This window comes from Haloarcula sp. H-hyl2 (assembly GCF_056934385.1).
The window spans coordinates 34,949-53,646 of sequence record NZ_JBRIIJ010000005.1; the positions used below are offsets into that span (position 1 = coordinate 34,949).

The following is an 18,698-nucleotide window of genomic DNA, read 5'->3' on the forward strand; positions in this document are numbered from 1 at the left end:
TGCGACGTCCCCGACCCGTCGATGCGACGATGCACAAATAGCTACGACCGACAGTATAGAAAGCGTAGTAGGGTGGTTACAGTTGATGCTTGGCGGTCGACCGTTCAGTCCGAGTGTGCGGGAGATCCAAGTTGATCGTTGCCTTCGCTAGAGTCGGTTGCAGCCACCTGATCTCCGTTCGCCGAGAGCAGGCGGCGCTTCGAGTTGAAGACGACGATGAGACTACTGACCGCCATCATAACGGCGGCGATCAACGGCGTGATCACGCCAGTCATTGCCAGTGGAAGCGCGATCGCGTTGTAGCCAGCCGCCCAGAGCAGGTTCTGTTTGATTCGGCCTCGTGTTTCACTCGCCAGCTCGAAGACCTCGGGAACGGCGTCGAGACGGTCGTCCAGTACTACCGCGTCGGCCGCCTCGATCGCCAGATCGGTGCCGCTCGAGACCGCGATCCCGAGGTCTGCGCTCGCGAGGGCGGGCGCGTCGTTCGTTCCATCGCCGATCATTGTCGTCGTCCCGCGCTCCCGGAGACCCTGGACTATCGCTTCCTTGGACTCGGGGCGCACGCCTGCAAATACGTGATCGATCGCTGGATGGTTTGCAAATGTTTCGGTCATCCGTTCGTCGTCGCCGGTCAGCACGACGATTTCCCGGTCCGCATCGGTGAGATCGGTAACCACGCGTTCCCAGTTCTCACGCGGCGTATCTCGGACCGAGACGATCCCCTGGACGACACCCTCCCAGGCAATCGCCGTCGGATGATTGCCCGATTCGTAGGCGTCCGTGACGGCTGTCTCGATCTCTGCAGGTATCGTCCACTCGTCGGCGTCAAAGGAGTCTGGATGGCCGATAACCACGCGGGTATCGTCGACGAGGGCTGACACGGTACGGTCGGCGCTCTCGAAACGCGACACAGAGCGTGTGGTCGGCGGGGCGGCATCGTCGATCGCAGCGGCGATGGGGTGGCTCGACCGGCGTTCGACGGCGGCCGCCATCGCAAGCACTTCGTCAGGATCGTCGCCAGCAACGTCCACAAGCTCCATCTCCCCCGTGGTGAGCGTCCCAGTCTTGTCGAACACGACGACCGCGGAGTCGTCGATCCGCTCGAGCACTGTCTCGTTGAGAACGAGTATGCGATTATCGGTGGCATCGCGGGTGGCCGCCGCGAGAGCAAGCGGGGTCGCGATCCCGAGCGAGCACGGACACGAGACCACTAACACAGAGACACCGACCATTATAGCTGTATTCGGGTCGTTGCCGAGGACGAACCAGCCAGTGGCAGTTAGCACGGCAAGCCCGAGTACGAACGGAACAAACAGTACCGCAAAGCGGTTGACAAGATGCTGGACACCCGTCGCAGAACTCTTGACGTTCCAGAGGAGTTCGACGAGGCGATCCATCGTGCTGGTGTTTTCTGGACCAACTTCGACGACAACCGCATTGTCTGTGGGGATCGACCCGCCGAGTACAGTGTCCCCGACGGATTTCCGTTGCGGGAGAGATTCACCTGTGACGAGTGCCTCGTCGATCGCGGCAGTCCCGTCGACAATCTGGCCGTCGACTGGGACCCGTTCGCCAGGTTTGACTAACAGTTGATCGCCAGGCTCACACGCTTCAATGTCGATGGTTTCGGTGGCCTCGCTGTCGTCGTCGAGCCGGCGGGCGTCATCGACGCGTGAATCAGTGAGGTCAGCGCGATTGCCGAGTGCAGCGCGTTTGACCCGTGACTCAATATGGTTGCCGATAGTGACGATCGCGAGCACCATCACTGCGACGTCGAAGTACGGGTCGCGCCCGCCCGAAAGGTAGGTGGCCAGCGAGTAGAGGTACGCTGCGAGCACCGCGATGGCGATCAACACGTCCATGTTCGGGCGACCGACTTTCAGGCTCACATAGGCCCCACGGAAGATCGGATATCCGAGCCCGATAACGATGAGTGTGCTCCAGACCGCTAGCGGCCCGAACACCATCGCCTCAACGGTACTCCCGTAGAGAAAGCTCTCGGGATAGATGCCGAGGTATACCGGATAGATGAACAGGACGTAGAGAATCAACACAGGCATCATCAGTACCGCCGCGAGCACTGCACGGTATTTGCTGAACTCGACACGCGAACGCAGCGAGTCGTTTTCCTCGTCGGGACCGTGGGCCTGATAGCCCAGTCGACTGAGTGCAGCGGAGATCGCGTTACGGTCGATCTGGGCAGGATCGTACACCACCTGCGCCATTTCAGTGGCGTAGCTCGTACGCGCCTCGTGAACACCGTCCTCTTCCTCGGCAAGGAGTTCGATGAATCCTTCGCAGGTCTGACAGTGCATACCGTCGATCGAGAGGTAGGCCGTTTCGGCGCCCTCGGGGACATCGGGTTGGGAATCCTCGGCCGCGACACGGTCACGGACGGCCGTAATGGAGAGGTCGATGTCCTCACCGTTGTCAACCAGGCGTGCGACCTCTATACAGCCCCGACAGCAGAACTCGCCGTCGATGGCCTCGTCGATGATTGGGTCTTCGACAGGGAGGTCACAGAGTGTACAGGTGGACATGTTACGCAACCGCCTCCGAGTCGGAGATTGGTTGATAGTACGGGATGTCGGGCAACGGGAGCACGACGCCAAACCGCATGAGCCCCATCGCTAACAGGACGTATCCGAGCCCAATGAACAACACACCGAGTCCATAGTGGACCACCTGTCGCTGGCGGGCGCTCACTGACTGGATCACCGTTCCGTAGAGGAACACGCTAGGAACCGTCCCGAGCCCAAGCGCGGCGAGCGAGAGGAGACCATATACAGGCGAGCCCTGTGCGAACGCATACAGGAATGCTGGATAGAGCAGCATACACGGCAACAATCCATGAAGCGCGCCAAGCCCGACGATGCCGATGCCGTTGACCCAGCGGTCGATCCGTGTCGAGATCACTGTGTAGGTTCGCGCGAATACTGATCCGATACCAATATCGTCAATTACACCTTCGACGGCTCCTTGTTGGTAGCCGGCCAATCGGGTGATTCCCATCCCGAGGATTGCCACGCCGATGCAGATGCCGACGACACCTTGGACTGGCCCGAGAATCCCGGCGAGCCCGATCGTCCCATAGAGCAGCGCGCCAGCAGCCCCGAAGACAGCCCCGATGAGGGCGTAGCTCATCGTCCGGCCGAGGTTGAACAGCGCGTGCTGCCGCACTTCATAGAGAGTGAGTGCGCCAGACCAGCGGTCGTCGGTTTCCATACGCTCGGCGTAGGTTGCAACGAGCGGGCCGCACATTCCAATACAGTGTGCACCGCCGAGGAGACCAATCAGAAAAAACACCACCAGTCCGTAGCCACTCGCGATGCCGATCTCACTCAGTTGTACTAGGACCGCCGAGATCATACTCACGGCTGGCAAAGCCAGCATAGATTAGAGCATACCGCCCGTCCTGTGTAGTTGGTTTCGGTTCGGGCCGTGACTTCGAAAGTCACTGATGAGAATAAATAGGAACACACAGCCCGAATGTTCATTAGATATGCCCGAATTCATGCAGCAATCGGCACGGGAACTTGCGTCTGAAGCCCGTACTGGATGTGTGTCTGCGCTAACCCTCCTCGAGTCAACCCTAGAGCGTATCGGAGCAATCGATGATTTGAACGCGTTCATCACGATCACTGAGAAATCGGCACGGGAGCGTGCTCACGCGGTCGACGCTGCAGCGGCCCGTGGAGAAGACCTCGGCCCACTCCACGGTGTGCCAGTCGTAATCAAAGATCTTCGGAGCCGGAAAGAGGGTGTCAAGAATACGATGGGACTCGCTCCATTGGCCGATAACGTGGCCGACGAGGATTCCATCACAGTCGAACGGCTGGAAGCTGCCGGTGCCGTCATCGTCGGTACGACCAACACACCGGCACTCGGTCACACTATTAAGACAGAGAATCGGTTCGTTGGCGCGACTCCGACCCCGTTCGACTCCGATCATTCTGCGGGCGGCTCATCTGGCGGCTCGGCAGCGGCGCTTGCGGCGGGTGCAGTACCGCTTGCCACCGGGTCGGATATCGGTGGCTCGCTCCGGGTCCCAGCCTCCTGTTGTAACGTCATCGGGCTGAAACCGACGTTCGGGCTCGTTCCCGAACGTATCCCATTCGACGGATTCGGCACCCACTCTCCGTTTTTTGTGGGTGGGCCGATGGCACGAACAGTTGAGGACACAGCTCTCTTACTCGATGTCCTCGCAGGCTATGACGACCGAGATCCATTTAGTGTGCCCCGTCCAGAAACGGAATACGTCGAGGCCACTAACCGGCCGACTACTGAGCTATCGGCTGCGTACAGTCCGAATCTGGATTTACAACCAGTTGCATCGACGGTGCGTGAAACAGTTGATTCTGCCGTCACGGACCTAGCGGCCGGCGGTGCGACAGTCGATACTGTGGACGTCTCGCTCCCGTCGTATGAAGAGCTCTCGATGGCATACGTCACGCAGGTTGGCGTCTTCTTCAGTGCATTCGCTCAACAAGTCGAAGATCGGTATGACATCGACTTCGAGACGGCAGATATCGAAGAAACAGTTCGGTCGACGATCATATTAGGAAAAGAGACCGAGGCTACCAACAACCAACTACAGAACGGGCCACGGACTGCTGCATACGATGGCATTCAGGACGCGCTAACTGGCTACGACGTTCTCGTGACACCCACTCTTACCATCCCACCATTCAGCAAGCATCTCACCGACGGCTACCCAACGGAGATCGACGGTCAAGCAGTGGTTGGTGTCCCGACAGACGTGATTTTGACATGGGTGTTCAACATGACTGGCCATCCTGTAGCGTCAGTTCCTGCTGGGATTACCGACAACGGGCTCCCAGTTGGATTACAGATTGTTGGCCGGAGATTTACTGAGGCAGATATTTTGAGCGTCGCTGCAGCACTCGAACGAGTTCGACCGTGGATAGATCAGTATCCTGTACGGTGAACTGCCCGGTCATCTGTAGCAGACCCAGCGTCTGGACTCACTTGAACAGTTCTCGAGAGCAAACGTAGTAACTAACTACTTTTGCATTGCACAATATTTTTCTTTTCTACAGAAGACTGCTTACTATCTCAGCGAGACATGCTTGGACGGCCCCGAATGTAACTCGTATAGTAGCGGCCCCAAATCCAAGGGCAATGACACTCATTATAACAACGTAATTAGCCTTCGAATCGTTGGGGCTGAGCAGGAGCGTGAGCACTGCGAGCGTTCCCGACATTGTACAGATGAAGAGCCCTGTCAGAAATGACAATACTGTGAAAAATGGGTCAGTGAAACCCATCACGGAGTATGCTGGTTTATATACTCCAGCGAAAGATAAAGTGAAGCCGACGACGACGTATCCAATGAAGCAGATAGTAACGAGTTTCGCTCCCGGACTAACAAGTTGATACAGTCGAAAAAATCCACGTTCAAGCGGTGTAGCTGGCTGTCGAATTCGTCTGAATGGTCGATGATCCATCTCCCTACGGCCAGAGCCCCCGCGCCTCGTGGGCTTCAGCGATTCGTGAGAGAGCGACAATGTAGGCTGCATCGCGCCACGTGACGTCGCGGTTCTCGTATTCGTCTTTGACTGCTCGCCAAGCAGCCTGCATCTCCGCCTCGAGTTCGTCGTTCACCCGTTCAAGCGACCAGGCTCGCCGATTGATGTCTTGGAGCCACTCGAAGTAGCTCACAGTGACACCGCCCGCGTTGGCGAGAATATCGGGAATCACGGCGACATCCCGGTCGGCGAGAATCGAACCAGCCGTGGACGTCGTCGGGCCGTTGGCACCCTCGACGACGAGATCGGCGGCAATTGCTTCCGCGTTCTCTTTGGTAATCACGTTCCCTAGGGCGGCAGGAATGAGCACTTCGACATCGAGAGTGAGCAACTCGTCGTTCGAAATCACGGTGTCCGAGTATTTGGTGACGGCTTCCGGCTCTTCGTCGTGTGACGGAACTGACGCCGTGTCGATCCCATCCGGCTCGTACATCGCTCCATTCACGTCGCTGATCGCGACGATGGTCGCACCCCACTCGTCAAGGAGTCGGGCCGCGTTCGCCCCGACGCTCCCGTACCCCTGGACTGCCACGGTTGTCTCATCGAGCGGCTGGCCGTAGTACTCACATACCAACTTCGTGACAATTGCGACACTCCGTCCGGGGGCTTCTTCACGGCCTTCGCTCCCGCCGACTACGGGCGGCTTCCCGGTGACGACGCCCGGTGTAGTCTCGCCCTCCTGCATCGAGTAGGCATCCATCAACCAGGCCATTGTCTGGGGATCTGTACCCATATCGGGAGCTGGTATATCCTGGGTCGGGCCGATAACGTGGCGAATTTCTTGTGCGAATCGTCGAGTCAGCCGCTCTTTCTCTTCCGAACTCAGCTCTTTGGGGTTGACGGTAACGCCGCCTTTGGCCCCCCCGAATGGGAGGTCCATGACGGCGCACTTCCAGGTCATCCACATGCCGAGCCCGACACACTCGTCTCTACTCACGTCGGGGTGGTATCGAAGCCCCCCCTTAAATGGACCTCTGACACTGTCGTGTTGGGCTCGGTAGCCCGTGAACACCTCGACCGTACCGTCATCTCGCTCGATCGGGACTGTCACTTCGTGGACCTTCTTTGGATATTTGAGCCGCTCGACGATACTGGAATCAATATCCAAGTAATTGGCAGCATGGTACAGTTGGCGACGGGCGGTTTCGAGTGCCGATTCAGATGCGGTTGATTCTGCCGCCTCGTCGCCTGAATTGTCGTGGGTGCTTTCGGATTTCGATGCCATGATTATTCGAGCGGCATTCGCCGGTTTCGTATCGGACCGCTACAGTCGGGACACTGGCCGGGGCTGTTCTCTGCGATGATGATGTTGCCACACTCGAAGCACTCGTATGGGGTTTCTTCGTCGGATTCAGGTTCGACATCTATCATAGTGGGTTCACGAGTGCCGGCCGGGAATCCAGGGCACTCTGTGCAAATATAATAAGTGTATTAGGGAATATTCAGCCGTTAACCACCAAATGGTTCCTGAAATACAAGGTTAGTTATTGAACCATACTGGTTCCCGAAATTGAGACATTGTGCTCCTCGAAGAGCGTTTCGAACAGTTTGCGCTGGACGGTCCGAGAGTGTTTATAAAATGCTGGCGGGGAGATTCCAAGTGTCTCCGCAACATCTTCGCCTGTGCTCTCGCGTGGTGACTCGAAGAACCCGCTGTAGTATGCCGTCTGGATCACCTCGAGTTGCCGTGAGGTCAGCTTCTCGAGGAACTTCGAATACAAGTCGCGTTCCATGGACTGATCCAGCGTCTGCTTCGAACGGAGTTCGACGGTGGAGAACGTCTCCCGGACGAGTTGGGCGATTGTCCGGACGTCGATACTGTCCGGGATATCGATGGTGAGGGTTGTGGACGTCGGGTCGGCAGTTGCCTCGCGGAAGATAGCACCATGATCGGCCAGCTCCAGGGCGAGAAATGGCTGTGTAAGCCGAAGCCGGAGCACACCCCCCTCACCGTCTGCACTGATCTGTTGCACCTCGTCGATCCCGACCAACTGCGAAGCAGCGTCTACAACGTCAGATACTGCTCCATCGCCAACAGTTACAAACACGTAGCTTCCCTCTGTGGACTGCTGGACACCACCTCGATACGAGAGTGTGCACACTGCGTCTCGAGCGAGCCGTGAGAGAATGAATGCCGGATCATCAATACCGAATTCAACACGCGTCATCGAAGTCGTGAGCAGTGCATTCTTTCGTTCGATAGCACTGAGCGCAGACGCGATGGTCTCGCCGAGTTCAGCCAGGACAGCCTTCGTCGTGTCGTCGAACGCGTCCTGGGTCGGTGCGTAGACAGTCAACACGCCGTGCGTGAGGTCGTTGTACACGAGAGGAATGCTCAATACAGAGAGGTAGTCACGAACGAGTGCGGCCTTCCGCCACGGCTCCTCGCGGAGCCCGGCGGCGACGTTCGTCACCATCGTCACGTCGCTAGTGGCAGCGGTTTGCCCGGCTGGCTCCCCAGCTGACGCGTCGATGGCGAATGCTCGGCTATCCAGATATCCCTGTTCGTTGCCTGCCCAGGCCCGTGGTTCGACGGTGTCGGTCGTCATACCGACCGTACCGATCCAGGCGAATCGGAACCGATCCTCGCCGGTCAACAGCTCACAGACTGTATGGTCGATTTCCTCCCGTGTTTCCGCTTGCACGAGAGCTTGATCAATCTCCCGGATCGTCTCGTTGATTCGATTCAGCGCGGTGAGCTGTTCGTTTTGTGCCTGCAGAGTGCGATCTTGCTTTCGGAGTCGGGACTCTCGAGTGACGCGGTCGAGGGCTGCCTCAGCGGTTGCAGCGAGAAGATCAGCCAGTTCCCGGGTTACGTCGTCGAAGACACCGACTCGGTCCGAGCCAGCGACGAACACACCGTGGTTGCCGAGTGGAATGTAGGCTACACTACGGAGGTCAGTCGTCCGGTTTTCGAGCCGGTCTGCCTCGTGAACGTCGTCGAACAACAGCGCTTCATCCTCTACGAAACTGTAGCCTGGAAGCGTTTCGCCGTCGGCGTGTACGGTAGGGAGCGGACCGTTGAGTTCTTTCATCGTCGCCGAGTGCGCTGCGGGTCGAAGCTCGTTGGCATCAGCATCGAAGAGATAGACCGCACTCGCATCCAGATCGAGGACACCGGGTGTATCGTCGACGACATGCTGGGCGATTTCCTGATGCGTTTCGGCGTACAAGAAATCACGGGCGGTCTCTTGGAGGGTCGCAAGCGCCTCCTCGCGTTGCTTGCGTTTCGTGATATCCCGACAGCTGAAGAGAAGCGTCCCCCCCTGGATGTCGACCTCCCGGACGTTGATCAGGAGCGTGTGCTCACGACCCGCTTTGTCCGTCGCGGTCGTCTCGATGTTCTTGAGCACGCCATCCTCTGCGAGCTCCTCACGGTCGAAGAGGTCCGTACCGAGGAGGTCGTCGATCGTCCTTTGCTCGTGAATCTCGTCGGCCGTGTAGCCAAAGATGAAGTGGACGTTGGGACAGACGTAGGTGTACTCGCCAGCTTCGTTCGTGATGAGGACGGTGTCGGTCATGTTGTTGAGGGTGACGCGGTGGAGCTCCTCCGATTGTCGGAGGTCGCGTTCGAGATCAACGCGCTCAGTGATGTCGACGCCCTCAACGACGATTGAAACGAGATTTCCGCGCTCGTTCTTGACTGGGCGCACGGAGAGATCGATGACGCGTGGGTCCTCGATGTGTGGGGGCTGTTTGACGACCGCATTTCCGAATTTCCCATCGAGTGCGTTCTCCACGATTTGTTGTACGTCCGTGCTCTTCGTATCGGTCTTTGCCCACCACGGAAGCGTCCAGAACGGTTCACCGACGATGGTTTCAACGCCCACATCGATCATTTCCCGTGCTGTCTCGTTCACGCGCGTAAGTGAGCCAGCAGGATCGAGCACCCACGTTGCGGTCCGCGAATCGTTGAATATGGCGTCGAACTGTCTGGCGCGATCCCGTCGTGTGGCTGCCCGCCGTGCGGATCGGACGGCACGCTCGGTTCGTTCGATGAGTTCGTCGGTCATCTCTTCTACCGGCTCCGTGAGCGCGATGTAATCCGTGACACCGGCTTTGATAGCGTCGCTGGCGATGGCTTCGCTCCCAGCGGCGGTACAGATCACGACCGGAAGCGTCGTGGTTTCGGTGCGGATCTCCTTGAGGAGTTCCAGCCCTGTTGCTCCTTCGAGCGTGTCTCCGCTGATGAGACAGTCAATGGTCCGCTTCCGGACGATACCACTCGCTTCGGACTTGGTTCCAACTATATGCACAGTCGCATCAGTCTGTGTCTCAAGCGTTGCAGCGAATCGCGTGAGCCAGTCATTTGTTCCGACGAGCAGTACCGTCGACGAATCGAGGACGGATTGGGAAGCGACCATTATTCGATCACTTGAGTACAGGGAACGATTCTCTCGGGGCCGATTCGAATTCGCCCCCAGTTCTGCTGCTGGCCTGGTCCGGAATGCACACACATAGATAGTTAACTATCTAACCACTAGGAGCTAAAAGCATTTGTTGTCTAACCTCCAGAGGTATGCAGAGCGAGACGTAATATGGGGACACCATCATCGAGATTCGTTGCAGGCACCTGTCGATTCCCGATTTCCGTGGTTCGCCGTCCGACCACATTATCGAGTAATGACTACCCAACCGACCACCCACCAGCAAGAAACTACTAGTAGCGATCCGCACCAGAAGCATCAGTCGACGTGGGGTATCGTTGCCGGCGCGAGTCTCATCTCGACAGGGTTAGCTGCCTACGAAATTGTTCCTGCGAGCGTCACCCCGCTCATTCGTGACTCGCTGGGTATCGGTCCAACAATCGCAGGCTTCCTTGTTGGAGTCATGTTCGGTACTGCAGTGATTGCAAGCCTCCCAGCTGGTGCGGTGCTTGACCGGACAGACTCCAGGAACGTGATGGCACTCGCTGTTCTCACACTACTTGTCGCCGGAACGTGGGGATGGGTCGCTGGACAGCGGGGGGACTATCGATCTGTGATTGCGTCGCGAGCGCTTGGTGGGATCGCCTACGTCGTCGTGTGGAACGCTGGCATCGATATCGTGAGTCGAGCAGCCACCAGCGAGAACCGGGCAACGGCTGTCGGCATTTTCACCGCGAGTGGCCCGATCGGGTTCGCGCTCGGGCAAGGAGTCGGCCCATTGATTGCGCATCAATTTGGGTGGCCAACAATTTTTATTGCGTTCACGGGGCTCACAGTCATCGGTCTCGTCGTATTCTGGCCAGCTAGTCGAGGGATCGGGACGAACCGGGGAGATGCTCCCTCAGTTCAGGAGTTCGGTTCAGTTCTTCGGAACCGGAAGGTCTGGTCAGTCGGATTGCTCGGGTTTCTCGGCTATTCACTGTACTTGTTCGTGAATAGCTGGGGTGCGTCGTATCTCACGACCGAACTCGGGCTGTCACTCGCAGTGAGCGGACTCCTAGTGGCCACATTCCCCGCAATCGGGGTGGTCTCCAGAATCAGTAGTGGCCTCCTGTCTGACCGAGTCTTCGGTGGTCGCCGCCAACCCATCGTATTCGGGTCCTTCGCAGTTGCTGCTCCGCTTGTGCTCGTGTTCACACAGTTTCGGTCACTTCCACTGCTCGTTGGGCTCCTGCTGCTCACCGGGTTTGCGGTCCAGCTTACGCTGGGCCTGTCCTTCACGTACGTCCGAGAGGTTGTCGATTCACGGGTCGCTGCGACAGCCGTCGCGTTCCAAACAAGTGTCGGGCTGGCAGGGGCGTTCCTTGCCCCAATTGGGGGCGGCGTTGTTGTCGACCTAGCGGGGTTCGATACGGCATTTCTCCTCGCTGGAGCCCTCGCTATCTGTGGAATCGCGGTTGCTTGGCGAGCTCCAGAACCAGGATACTCGTAGCACGGACACCTCCAATCCTTGTGAACGACACCACAGATACGCTTGGTCGGACGGTAGATCAATATGAGCGTGCGAAACAGGGCGCTGACCAAGTCTTTCTCCGAGTCCGTGTCTAGATTGGCGAGAGACCAGTTGCTAGTTCTCGATTCAGACCAACTCAATAAAAAGCACATATAAAGTCTATCCTCCGAGATTGCACTGAAACAAACCGAGGCCGGCCGACCACCACCGAGACCTCTGCCCGACAGATATATTCACAATTCATTCAGCTAGAGGATGTCAAAGCAATTCGAAGGGAAGACAGCAGTCCTGACACCCTCTCACGGCTAAACAGTAGTTGCCGATTCAAATTGCGGTGTGTTCTCTGGGGTATGACGAGATTGTTGAAATCCGGCTTGATCCGGTCGTTTGAGCAGTGATTCGAATAGGCGGTGAACGGGGAGATAAGAAATTCATGGCGACTGGAAGTCTCGCCAGTACGGAGGGACGTGCTGACCCAGGCGCTCGCCTGGGTCTGCCGCCCCGATGAGGATTATCCGTACGTCACTGGCCCGAGGAAGAACCGAAACGTCGCCGTGGAGACTACTGGTCTCGTTTTCACCCGGCGTTGCTCAGAGAGCAGCAAACACACCACGATCCAGAGATTTTATAGCGCCACAGCGAACAGAAAGCAGAACAACCGCACCGCAAACATCGACGACGTAGTCCGGGTCAGAAACTCCCCGATCTTCCGGTAGGACGTTTCTATTCCCCCACGACGCTGATACGCTTGTTCGAGTGTCATCGCTTCATCCATCGTTCTCGGTTGATTCGTGATCAGACACAGCGAGTCGTCGTCCCGCGAGTGGTGCGGGACGACGACGAGCGTAACCAGGACACGCATCGTGGGAGACTGCTTTCTGACCAGCTCGTAGTCGGTGACGAATTTCTCTTCATCGTGTTCAGCAAGAACGCGCTTGATCCCCGATGTTTTGGGTGCGCGCATGACGAACTTTACACCGAGATCGGCGAGTTCGTCGACCAACTCGATCCGATAGAGGCCACGATCACCGCGCGGATGGCCTTGATCAAGGTAGGTGTGTCGGTACGAGCAACGTGCTCGGACGTCAGCATGAATCGTGCCGCCGGCGACACAATGCACAGTGTCACGAAGACATAGGTGAGATCGGTCCCTCGATCAGGATTGACTCGTGACATCGGTGTCTGCTTCGAGCCGTAATAGAGCCACTCATGGAGATTTACCGCAACTTCTGCGGTGTTAGGAATCGACATGCTTTGCGTATCTGCGTGATGACCTAATCGCGGACGCCATCTAACTGAGCGTCGATGACGTCCGCTTCCATCCGCCCGAGATTGTACAGGAGTGACTTCCCGACTGATGTCGGAACACTCCTCACTCACGGTAAGGGCAGGATTCCCTCCTTGGTATAGATGGCAGAACCTGACGAGATGGCTGCGACGGTCACCTGGCTGGCCTCTGAAGACGCATCCTTCGTCAACGGACACGCGCTTCCCGCCGAGGGTGGGAAATTGGCTTGAACGGCGCCTAGCTAAGAGAAGCAATTCGAGTCCTGCCTCGACTGCAAGAGATAGCCGGATAGCAGAATACTGTTACTGCTGTGATTCACCGCCGTCGATTGGGATGACCTGCCCAGTAATGAACGATGCCTCGTCTGAGCAAAGCCACAGAATCGTATTCGCCACTTCCTCCGGTCGTGCCGGACGTCCCATCGGCACCTTCGAAGTTACCTGCTGCTGCTCGTTCTCTGACATTGCTCTTAACGCAGGTGTATCAACGATTGTGGGACAGACTGCGTTCACGCGGACCCCTGCATCTGCGAACTCGAGGGCGGCTGTTTTGGTCAAGCCGACAACGCCGTGTTTGCTCGCGCTGTACGGCGTGCGTCCAGGGCTCCCCCGGATGCCAGCCATCGATGCGACGTTGACAATCGCACCACCGTCCGATGCTTGGAGAGCCGGAATCTGCTCTTTTATTCCCGCCCACACACCCTTCTGATTGATGTTATTAATACGGTCCCACTCACTTTCCTCGATGTTGGTGACCGGTGCGGGATCGTTGCCCGTCGCCGCGTTGTTGACTGCATAATCGAGCCGTCCATACTGTTCAAGGACGGTGTCGACGGTGGATTCAATTGATTCAGGACGCCCGACATTGGTTTTTTCAAAGGTCGCAGTCCCACCAGCCTCTTCGATCTGGCTAACTGTATCCGTGCCACCATCCTCATCGATGTCTGCTACGGCGACCATCGCTCCTTCTCGCGCGAACCGTTTTGCTGTTACCTGACCGATACCGGATCCAGCACCGGTGATAAGGGCCACGGTTTCAGACAGTTCGTACATCGTTTCCTTATATATTGAATATATTGTAAAGAGCTTTCTGATTTCGCTGTTCGGACCGAAACCCAAGCAAATCGGTAGTGACGGCGTGGGGCAGTAGCTCGTAGCCATACCAGACACACCAAGGGATACACAACAGAATACTCTAAACTCTGACAGAAAAAGAGACAGTCAAAAGGGACAGCGATTACAGAGGGTAGTAGGACTGTCGTTAGTTCGCTGTAATCCGCTCGATGTGCGTGGTAATTGCATCTCGAAGCTTGTGGATCGATTCATCTGGGTCATAGACGGTAAGGCGTCGGGTTCGCGTCCCTGTGAGCAGCGAGAGGAAAAGTTCGGCCTCGACTGCGGGGTCAATTTCTGCAAATTCGCCAGCTTCGAGACCTCGGGCGAAAATGTCTTGGAGAAGTTCTCTCAGCTCCTTGTCGACGCGAAGATACTGTTCGCGAGCGTCCTGGTTGTGTGGCCCATTTACTCGTAGTTCAAACATTGCAAGCTGAATTCGATAGACTTGCTCGTCAAGAGTTGCGGGGAGGAGGGTTTCAACAAATGTCTCGAGTTCAGCCCGTGGCGACTTCTTTTCGCTGGGGAGGCTCTCAAGAAACTCGCACAGAACGTAATCGAGGAAGTCAACCAGTAATTCATCTCGTCCATCGTAGTGATAATAGAGTAGTGTTCGACTGTTATCAAACTCATCAGCAATATCCTGAATCGTAAGGCTGTCGTACCCGTGTTTACCCAATGCATGATACGTTGCCTCCATGATTTCCACTTTTGTCGGCCCAAGTTCACCGGGACTGTTGTTGTTCATCAGTGTATAGATACTGAATGTCTGAGACAGAGTTCTTTTTGCATTTGCATTATCGTTTATTTCGTTACCGGGATTGGAAATCGAAACGGATGGTCAGTTGGTCGGCCATCAGAGTGTTACGAGATATATAAGCCACAGGACAACTGAGAACCCACCGATTCCGGCTAAGAGTGCACAATACACCGTTGGGGCCCGGTCTTTGATTTTGTACCCACTGTAAATCGATCCAAGCCCTGCGATGGGAAGGACGAACAGTGAAACGAGGGCGCTAACAACGCCGAAGATCAGATAGCGTCTGGTAGTGGCTCGACTCATTGGATATCCTCATCCTGACTTACATTGATGTTAATATATAAATCCTTTGGAGAGGTTGTGTTGACCCCTTGAAAAGAATAGCTCTTGGTTGATTTCCCATCAATTTGTATGGATGCTAGGAATATTATAAAATAATCACACACCGTAATCATAGTACTTTCCGGATTGTCTCCTCGTTCGTAGATTAGTGATAGCGACGACGAGGCGAGAGTACAGAGCGAGGATAAACCTGCGCTCGTGCGTGGACAAGCATGATAGACCCAGCCTTCCGTATGTCGTTTGTCCTCGTGATCTTCCTGTTGCAGAACCTCTGGCTCAGGGTGCGATGGGGCGTGCTCGCCCCGCCGCAACGCAGCGTGAGAGCGCTTCCTGTTAGGTTCCGGTTAGAGGTATTCCGTAAGTGAATCACCCGATATCTCGACGGCCGGAATTGAGAGGCCCCGACCCACCGAATCAGAATCCTGCCAACCTACAGTCAGTGGATGCGGGCTGAACCATCCGCGTCCAGCGGTCACCTGTGAACGAGCGACAGCTTCTTGTTTTGTCTTAGGCGACGATATTCTCACTGGAATGAGATCGCCGTCTTGGGTCGGATATTCACTCACCTGTGTCAGTTACTCTCGTCTCCCTCCAGGAATCGAGTCAGTAATCAGGAACGATAGGGACTACGGAAAGTCATGATGCGTGGGGGAAGTCTATCCATAGATGGATTGATTATCGACCAACGCTCTTCTGTAGGAGATTGTTGATACGGTCGTGGTATTCTCACCGGTATCTACAACTGCCGATCTGAATGCTTCTCTGCGCTGAATAGAGGGTCTCCGAGACAGACCGAAATCGCAAGACAGCAAGCCATCAACAATGCTCTACACAAGAGCGATCGACCAATTCGACAGATACGACAAGCAACCACCACGTTGGTATACCTTTTGGACGGGTAGTCAATATAGAGTGAAACAGTAATCTCACTACCGCAAGTGCACCCATAGTGGTGCCCCACCCTTGTCTAATATTCGTTTTTGTATATGAATATGCCTATATAATTCTAAAAAATTCTATTCTACATCTAAATCCAATTTTGTTATCGAAATAAAAAATAAAAATGAAATACGTATGAGGTATAATAATTGAAGTGATAGATTATAATTGTATATTATTCTCGCCGAGGTCAACAACTACGAGTGGTCAAATTAGCGCTCTGCGATGACCTCGATTTCCACGTCGATGTCCACGGGAAGTTTCACGACTTCGATAGCACTCCGGGCTGGGTATGGTTCGGACATGAGTTCTCCGTAGACCTTGTTCACTTCATCGTAGTACCGCATGTCCTTGACGAACACTGTCGCTTTCACCACATCATCGAGCGATGCGCCTCCTGCCCGAAGAATCGCATCCACATTTTGGAGTGTTCGTCTGGTCTGTTCAGCAGGCGAGCCGTCGATTACGTCGCCAGTGTTTGGGTCAACTGGACCCTGACCGGAGACGTAAATCTTGTCTCCGGACACAATCGCTTGGGAATACGGTCCGATACTGTCAGGTGCATCGTCGGTTGTAAGTTCGTCCATTGGTGTTTTTTTTTTATAGCATGGTGGTCAGTCTGTCAATATTGTTATGGCTCAAAGTGAATAAGCACATTTCGTCAATTATAATCTTCCTCTACAGCATCTTCGAATGCGTCCTTGAAACGTGCATTTGCAGAGTTGAGATACGCGATGTCACTCCCGTTTGCTAAAAAGTCGATACCACGATCAAGCCAGAGTGAGATATCGTCGACATCGCCCACAACTGTCCCGACAACAACATTGTGTGCTTGGGCTGCGTTGACGATACGTTTGACAGCATCGTCGAATGGGGCAGTTTCGTCACTCCCGTAAGTACCGAGCGAGACAGCCAGGTCCCCAGGACCGATGAAAACTCCATCAACCCCGTCAACTGCGGCGATATCTTCAGCATTTTCGACTGCTTCTGCTGTCTCGATCTGAACGATAACGATGGGGTCCTCTTCAGCCGCTTGTTCCATGTACTCGTCGAACTCTTTTCCGTATTTTGCAGGCCGTAGTGGGCCAACGCCACGAACCCCATTAGGAGGGTAACGAGTTGCCTCAACAGCATCTTTAGCTTCTTCAACGGTATTAACCCACGGAACCAGAATGCCACGTGCACCGTTATCAAGGACACGTTTGATTGTGACGTGATCGTTCCATGGGACGCGCGTAATCATCTCTGCATGACCGTCCGAGGCATCCATCGCTCGCCCCATCTTGTTCACAGTCGAAATGTCGAGTGCGGAGTGCTCCATGTCGACGATGATGAAGTCGTTCCCGTACTCGGCAATTAGCTCGACGATCGATGGTTCCTCGAGTACAACCCATGAACCGCGAACGTACTCCTTTTGCTTCAACCGCTGTTTCAAATCCATAACAATTGGAGTGTTATCATAGACCAATATAATCCTTTGTATTCCTCGAGAGGCTTAAACGCCCGCTAAAAGTCTCTAATTGGCCCGTAGACCTATATTCTAATTGATCCTCGGGGAATTATATTGACGAGTTCGAGATCGACTGACTATGTTATACCAGTCGTTCGCCGTCGCCTCCGAACAGCTTGACGCTCTCTGGAGGCACCTTGACGGATACAGTATCGCCAGCTTCGAGGCCGGTCACATCGTCCATCAACACCGTGATTTCATCACCATTCTGGCTTTCAAGATAAATCGCGGCCCTGTCTCCGTGTGGTTCGATAACGGTAACAGTGGCTTTGAATAGCCCGTCATCCTCAAATGAAAGTGCTTCAGGCCGGACTGCAGCGCTGACGTGGTTCACGGAATCCGTATTGATTCCATCCGACTGCTCCGTTGTAAGGGGTAGCTCAAAGATATCGGTCGAGATGACCGACTCATTGTCGCGTTCGATGAGTTTACCATCAAAAAAGTTGGTTGGCGGAGAACCAATGAAGTCAGCAATAAACCGTGACTGTGGATCGTTGTAGATCTTGTCAGGTGTCCCGACCTGTTCGATATGGCCGTCGTTCATGACGACTAGCTTATCTGCCAGCATCATCGCTTCTTGCTGATCGTGCGTCACAAAGATCATCGCGATGTCAAGTTGCGACTGAAGCCGCTGGACCTCAACGCGCATCTGGTCGCGGAGGTTCGCATCCAGAGCCGAGAAGGGTTCATCGAGCAGGAATGCGTCGGGCTGAATCACCATCGCCCGGCCTAGACTAACGCGCTGTTGTTGTCCGCCGGAGAGAGCAGATGGCTTCCGGTCGAGGAGTTCACTGATTCCCAAAATCTCGGCGGCCTCTTCGACACGCTGTTCTTTCTCCTCGGAGGGAAGATCGGTCTTCATATCAAGACCGAATCGCATATTCCGACGGACGCTCATGTGGGGAAAGAGCGCGATAGATTGGAACACGAACGCAAGATCACGGTCCTTAGGTTTTTTATTTGTGACGTCCTCTCCATCGATGACGATGTTCCCGGAGTCGGGAAGTTCTAGCCCAGCGACGCAACGCAACGTGGTCGTTTTACCACAACCGGACGGACCGAGTAGGACGACGAACTCACCCTGTTTGATGTCAAGATTGATATCCTCGCAGGCAACAACATCGCCACCATCGAACGTCTTAGTGATTGACTCGATTTTGACGTGGCCATCGGTGGATTCCGTTCCCTGCCTCGGCTGTCCCTCTTCAATCGACTGGGCACTATCGTAGCTGCTCATTGGAGTAGTAGGATATGGTGCATTGTCATTAATAAATCTACTCAATGCGTCCGTACGTTATCTGGATAGAAGAAACTATTT

At 55.3% G+C, this 18,698-nt stretch carries 13 protein-coding genes; 2 read left to right on the forward strand and 11 right to left on the reverse strand.

The window, feature by feature from the left end:
• Positions 1-104: 104 nt before the first annotated feature.
• The gene (locus tag Hhyl2_RS20260) at positions 105-2,540 is read right to left on the reverse strand and encodes a heavy metal translocating P-type ATPase (protein WP_483552612.1); all 2,436 of its coding nucleotides are present in this window, start codon (positions 2,538-2,540) and stop codon (positions 105-107) included.
• Position 2,541: 1 nt separating this feature from the next.
• Positions 2,542-3,393, reverse strand: a complete 852-nt coding sequence (locus Hhyl2_RS20265) for a sulfite exporter TauE/SafE family protein (RefSeq protein WP_483552613.1) — start codon at positions 3,391-3,393, stop codon at positions 2,542-2,544.
• A 109-nt stretch (positions 3,394-3,502) separates the two neighbouring features.
• Here Hhyl2_RS20265 and Hhyl2_RS20270 point away from each other — a divergent pair, with 109 nt between their 5' ends.
• Complete coding sequence (locus tag Hhyl2_RS20270; protein WP_483552614.1) at positions 3,503-4,948, forward strand: amidase; 1,446 nt, start codon at positions 3,503-3,505, stop codon at positions 4,946-4,948.
• 524 nt (positions 4,949-5,472) lie between these two features.
• Here Hhyl2_RS20270 and gdhB read toward each other — a convergent pair.
• The 3 genes from gdhB to Hhyl2_RS20285 all read right to left on the reverse strand — a co-directional run bounded on the left by gdhB (position 5,473) and on the right by Hhyl2_RS20285 (position 9,913).
• Complete coding sequence (gdhB, locus tag Hhyl2_RS20275; RefSeq protein ID WP_483552711.1) at positions 5,473-6,780, reverse strand: glutamate dehydrogenase GdhB; 1,308 nt, start codon at positions 6,778-6,780, stop codon at positions 5,473-5,475.
• A complete protein-coding gene (locus Hhyl2_RS20280; RefSeq protein ID WP_483552615.1) occupies positions 6,777-6,920 on the reverse strand; it encodes a rubrerythrin-like domain-containing protein in 144 nt (47 codons plus the stop codon). Before Hhyl2_RS20280 ends, gdhB begins: the two co-directional genes overlap by 4 nt.
• A 113-nt stretch (positions 6,921-7,033) precedes the next feature.
• Positions 7,034-9,913, reverse strand: coding sequence for a bacterio-opsin activator domain-containing protein (locus Hhyl2_RS20285; protein WP_483552712.1), 2,880 nt, complete (start codon positions 9,911-9,913; stop codon positions 7,034-7,036).
• 259 nt (positions 9,914-10,172) lie between these two features.
• Between Hhyl2_RS20285 and Hhyl2_RS20290 the strand changes: the two genes are divergently transcribed.
• Positions 10,173-11,408: an MFS transporter gene (locus tag Hhyl2_RS20290; RefSeq protein WP_483552616.1), complete on the forward strand. Its 1,236-nt coding sequence runs from the start codon at positions 10,173-10,175 to the stop codon at positions 11,406-11,408.
• 646 nt (positions 11,409-12,054) lie between these two features.
• Here Hhyl2_RS20290 and Hhyl2_RS20295 read toward each other — a convergent pair.
• The 6 genes from Hhyl2_RS20295 to Hhyl2_RS20320 form a co-directional block, all read right to left on the reverse strand.
• Entirely contained in the window at positions 12,055-12,549 is a 495-nt protein-coding gene (locus Hhyl2_RS20295; protein ID WP_483552617.1) for a transposase, read from the reverse strand.
• Between the two features lie 470 nt (positions 12,550-13,019).
• The gene (locus tag Hhyl2_RS20300) at positions 13,020-13,769 is read right to left on the reverse strand and encodes an SDR family NAD(P)-dependent oxidoreductase (RefSeq protein ID WP_483552618.1); all 750 of its coding nucleotides are present in this window, start codon (positions 13,767-13,769) and stop codon (positions 13,020-13,022) included.
• A 208-nt stretch (positions 13,770-13,977) separates the two neighbouring features.
• Positions 13,978-14,577: a TetR/AcrR family transcriptional regulator gene (locus Hhyl2_RS20305; protein WP_483552619.1), complete on the reverse strand. Its 600-nt coding sequence runs from the start codon at positions 14,575-14,577 to the stop codon at positions 13,978-13,980.
• Between the two features lie 1,505 nt (positions 14,578-16,082).
• Positions 16,083-16,457: a Rid family detoxifying hydrolase gene (locus Hhyl2_RS20310; RefSeq protein ID WP_483552620.1), complete on the reverse strand. Its 375-nt coding sequence runs from the start codon at positions 16,455-16,457 to the stop codon at positions 16,083-16,085.
• Between the two features lie 74 nt (positions 16,458-16,531).
• Positions 16,532-17,311 carry an HpcH/HpaI aldolase family protein gene (locus Hhyl2_RS20315; RefSeq protein ID WP_483552621.1) on the reverse strand — a complete coding sequence of 260 codons (780 nt, stop codon included), beginning with the start codon at positions 17,309-17,311 and terminating at the stop codon, positions 16,532-16,534.
• Positions 17,312-17,462: 151 nt separating this feature from the next.
• On the reverse strand, positions 17,463-18,617 hold the full coding sequence (locus tag Hhyl2_RS20320) for an ABC transporter ATP-binding protein (protein ID WP_483552622.1): 1,155 nt from the start codon (positions 18,615-18,617) through the stop codon (positions 17,463-17,465).
• Positions 18,618-18,698: the final 81 nt, after the last annotated feature.

Bases quoted from the DNA above. Each gene is read 5' to 3' on its own strand.
- Hhyl2_RS20265 (WP_483552613.1), bottom strand. From the start codon at position 3,393: ATGCTGGCTTTGCCAGCCGTGAGTATGATCTCGGCGGTCCTAGTACAA.
- Hhyl2_RS20290 (WP_483552616.1), top strand. From the start codon at position 10,173: ATGACTACCCAACCGACCACCCACCAGCAAGAAACTACTAGTAGCGAT.
- Hhyl2_RS20320 (WP_483552622.1), bottom strand. From the start codon at position 18,617: ATGAGCAGCTACGATAGTGCCCAGTCGATTGAAGAGGGACAGCCGAGG.
- Hhyl2_RS20270 (WP_483552614.1), top strand. From the start codon at position 3,503: ATGCCCGAATTCATGCAGCAATCGGCACGGGAACTTGCGTCTGAAGCC.
- Hhyl2_RS20280 (WP_483552615.1), bottom strand. From the start codon at position 6,920: ATGATAGATGTCGAACCTGAATCCGACGAAGAAACCCCATACGAGTGC.
- Hhyl2_RS20300 (WP_483552618.1), bottom strand. From the start codon at position 13,769: ATGTACGAACTGTCTGAAACCGTGGCCCTTATCACCGGTGCTGGATCC.
- Hhyl2_RS20305 (WP_483552619.1), bottom strand. From the start codon at position 14,577: ATGAACAACAACAGTCCCGGTGAACTTGGGCCGACAAAAGTGGAAATC.
- Hhyl2_RS20285 (WP_483552712.1), bottom strand. From the start codon at position 9,913: ATGGTCGCTTCCCAATCCGTCCTCGATTCGTCGACGGTACTGCTCGTC.
- Hhyl2_RS20315 (WP_483552621.1), bottom strand. From the start codon at position 17,311: ATGGATTTGAAACAGCGGTTGAAGCAAAAGGAGTACGTTCGCGGTTCA.
- Hhyl2_RS20260 (WP_483552612.1), bottom strand. From the start codon at position 2,540: ATGTCCACCTGTACACTCTGTGACCTCCCTGTCGAAGACCCAATCATC.
- Hhyl2_RS20310 (WP_483552620.1), bottom strand. From the start codon at position 16,457: ATGGACGAACTTACAACCGACGATGCACCTGACAGTATCGGACCGTAT.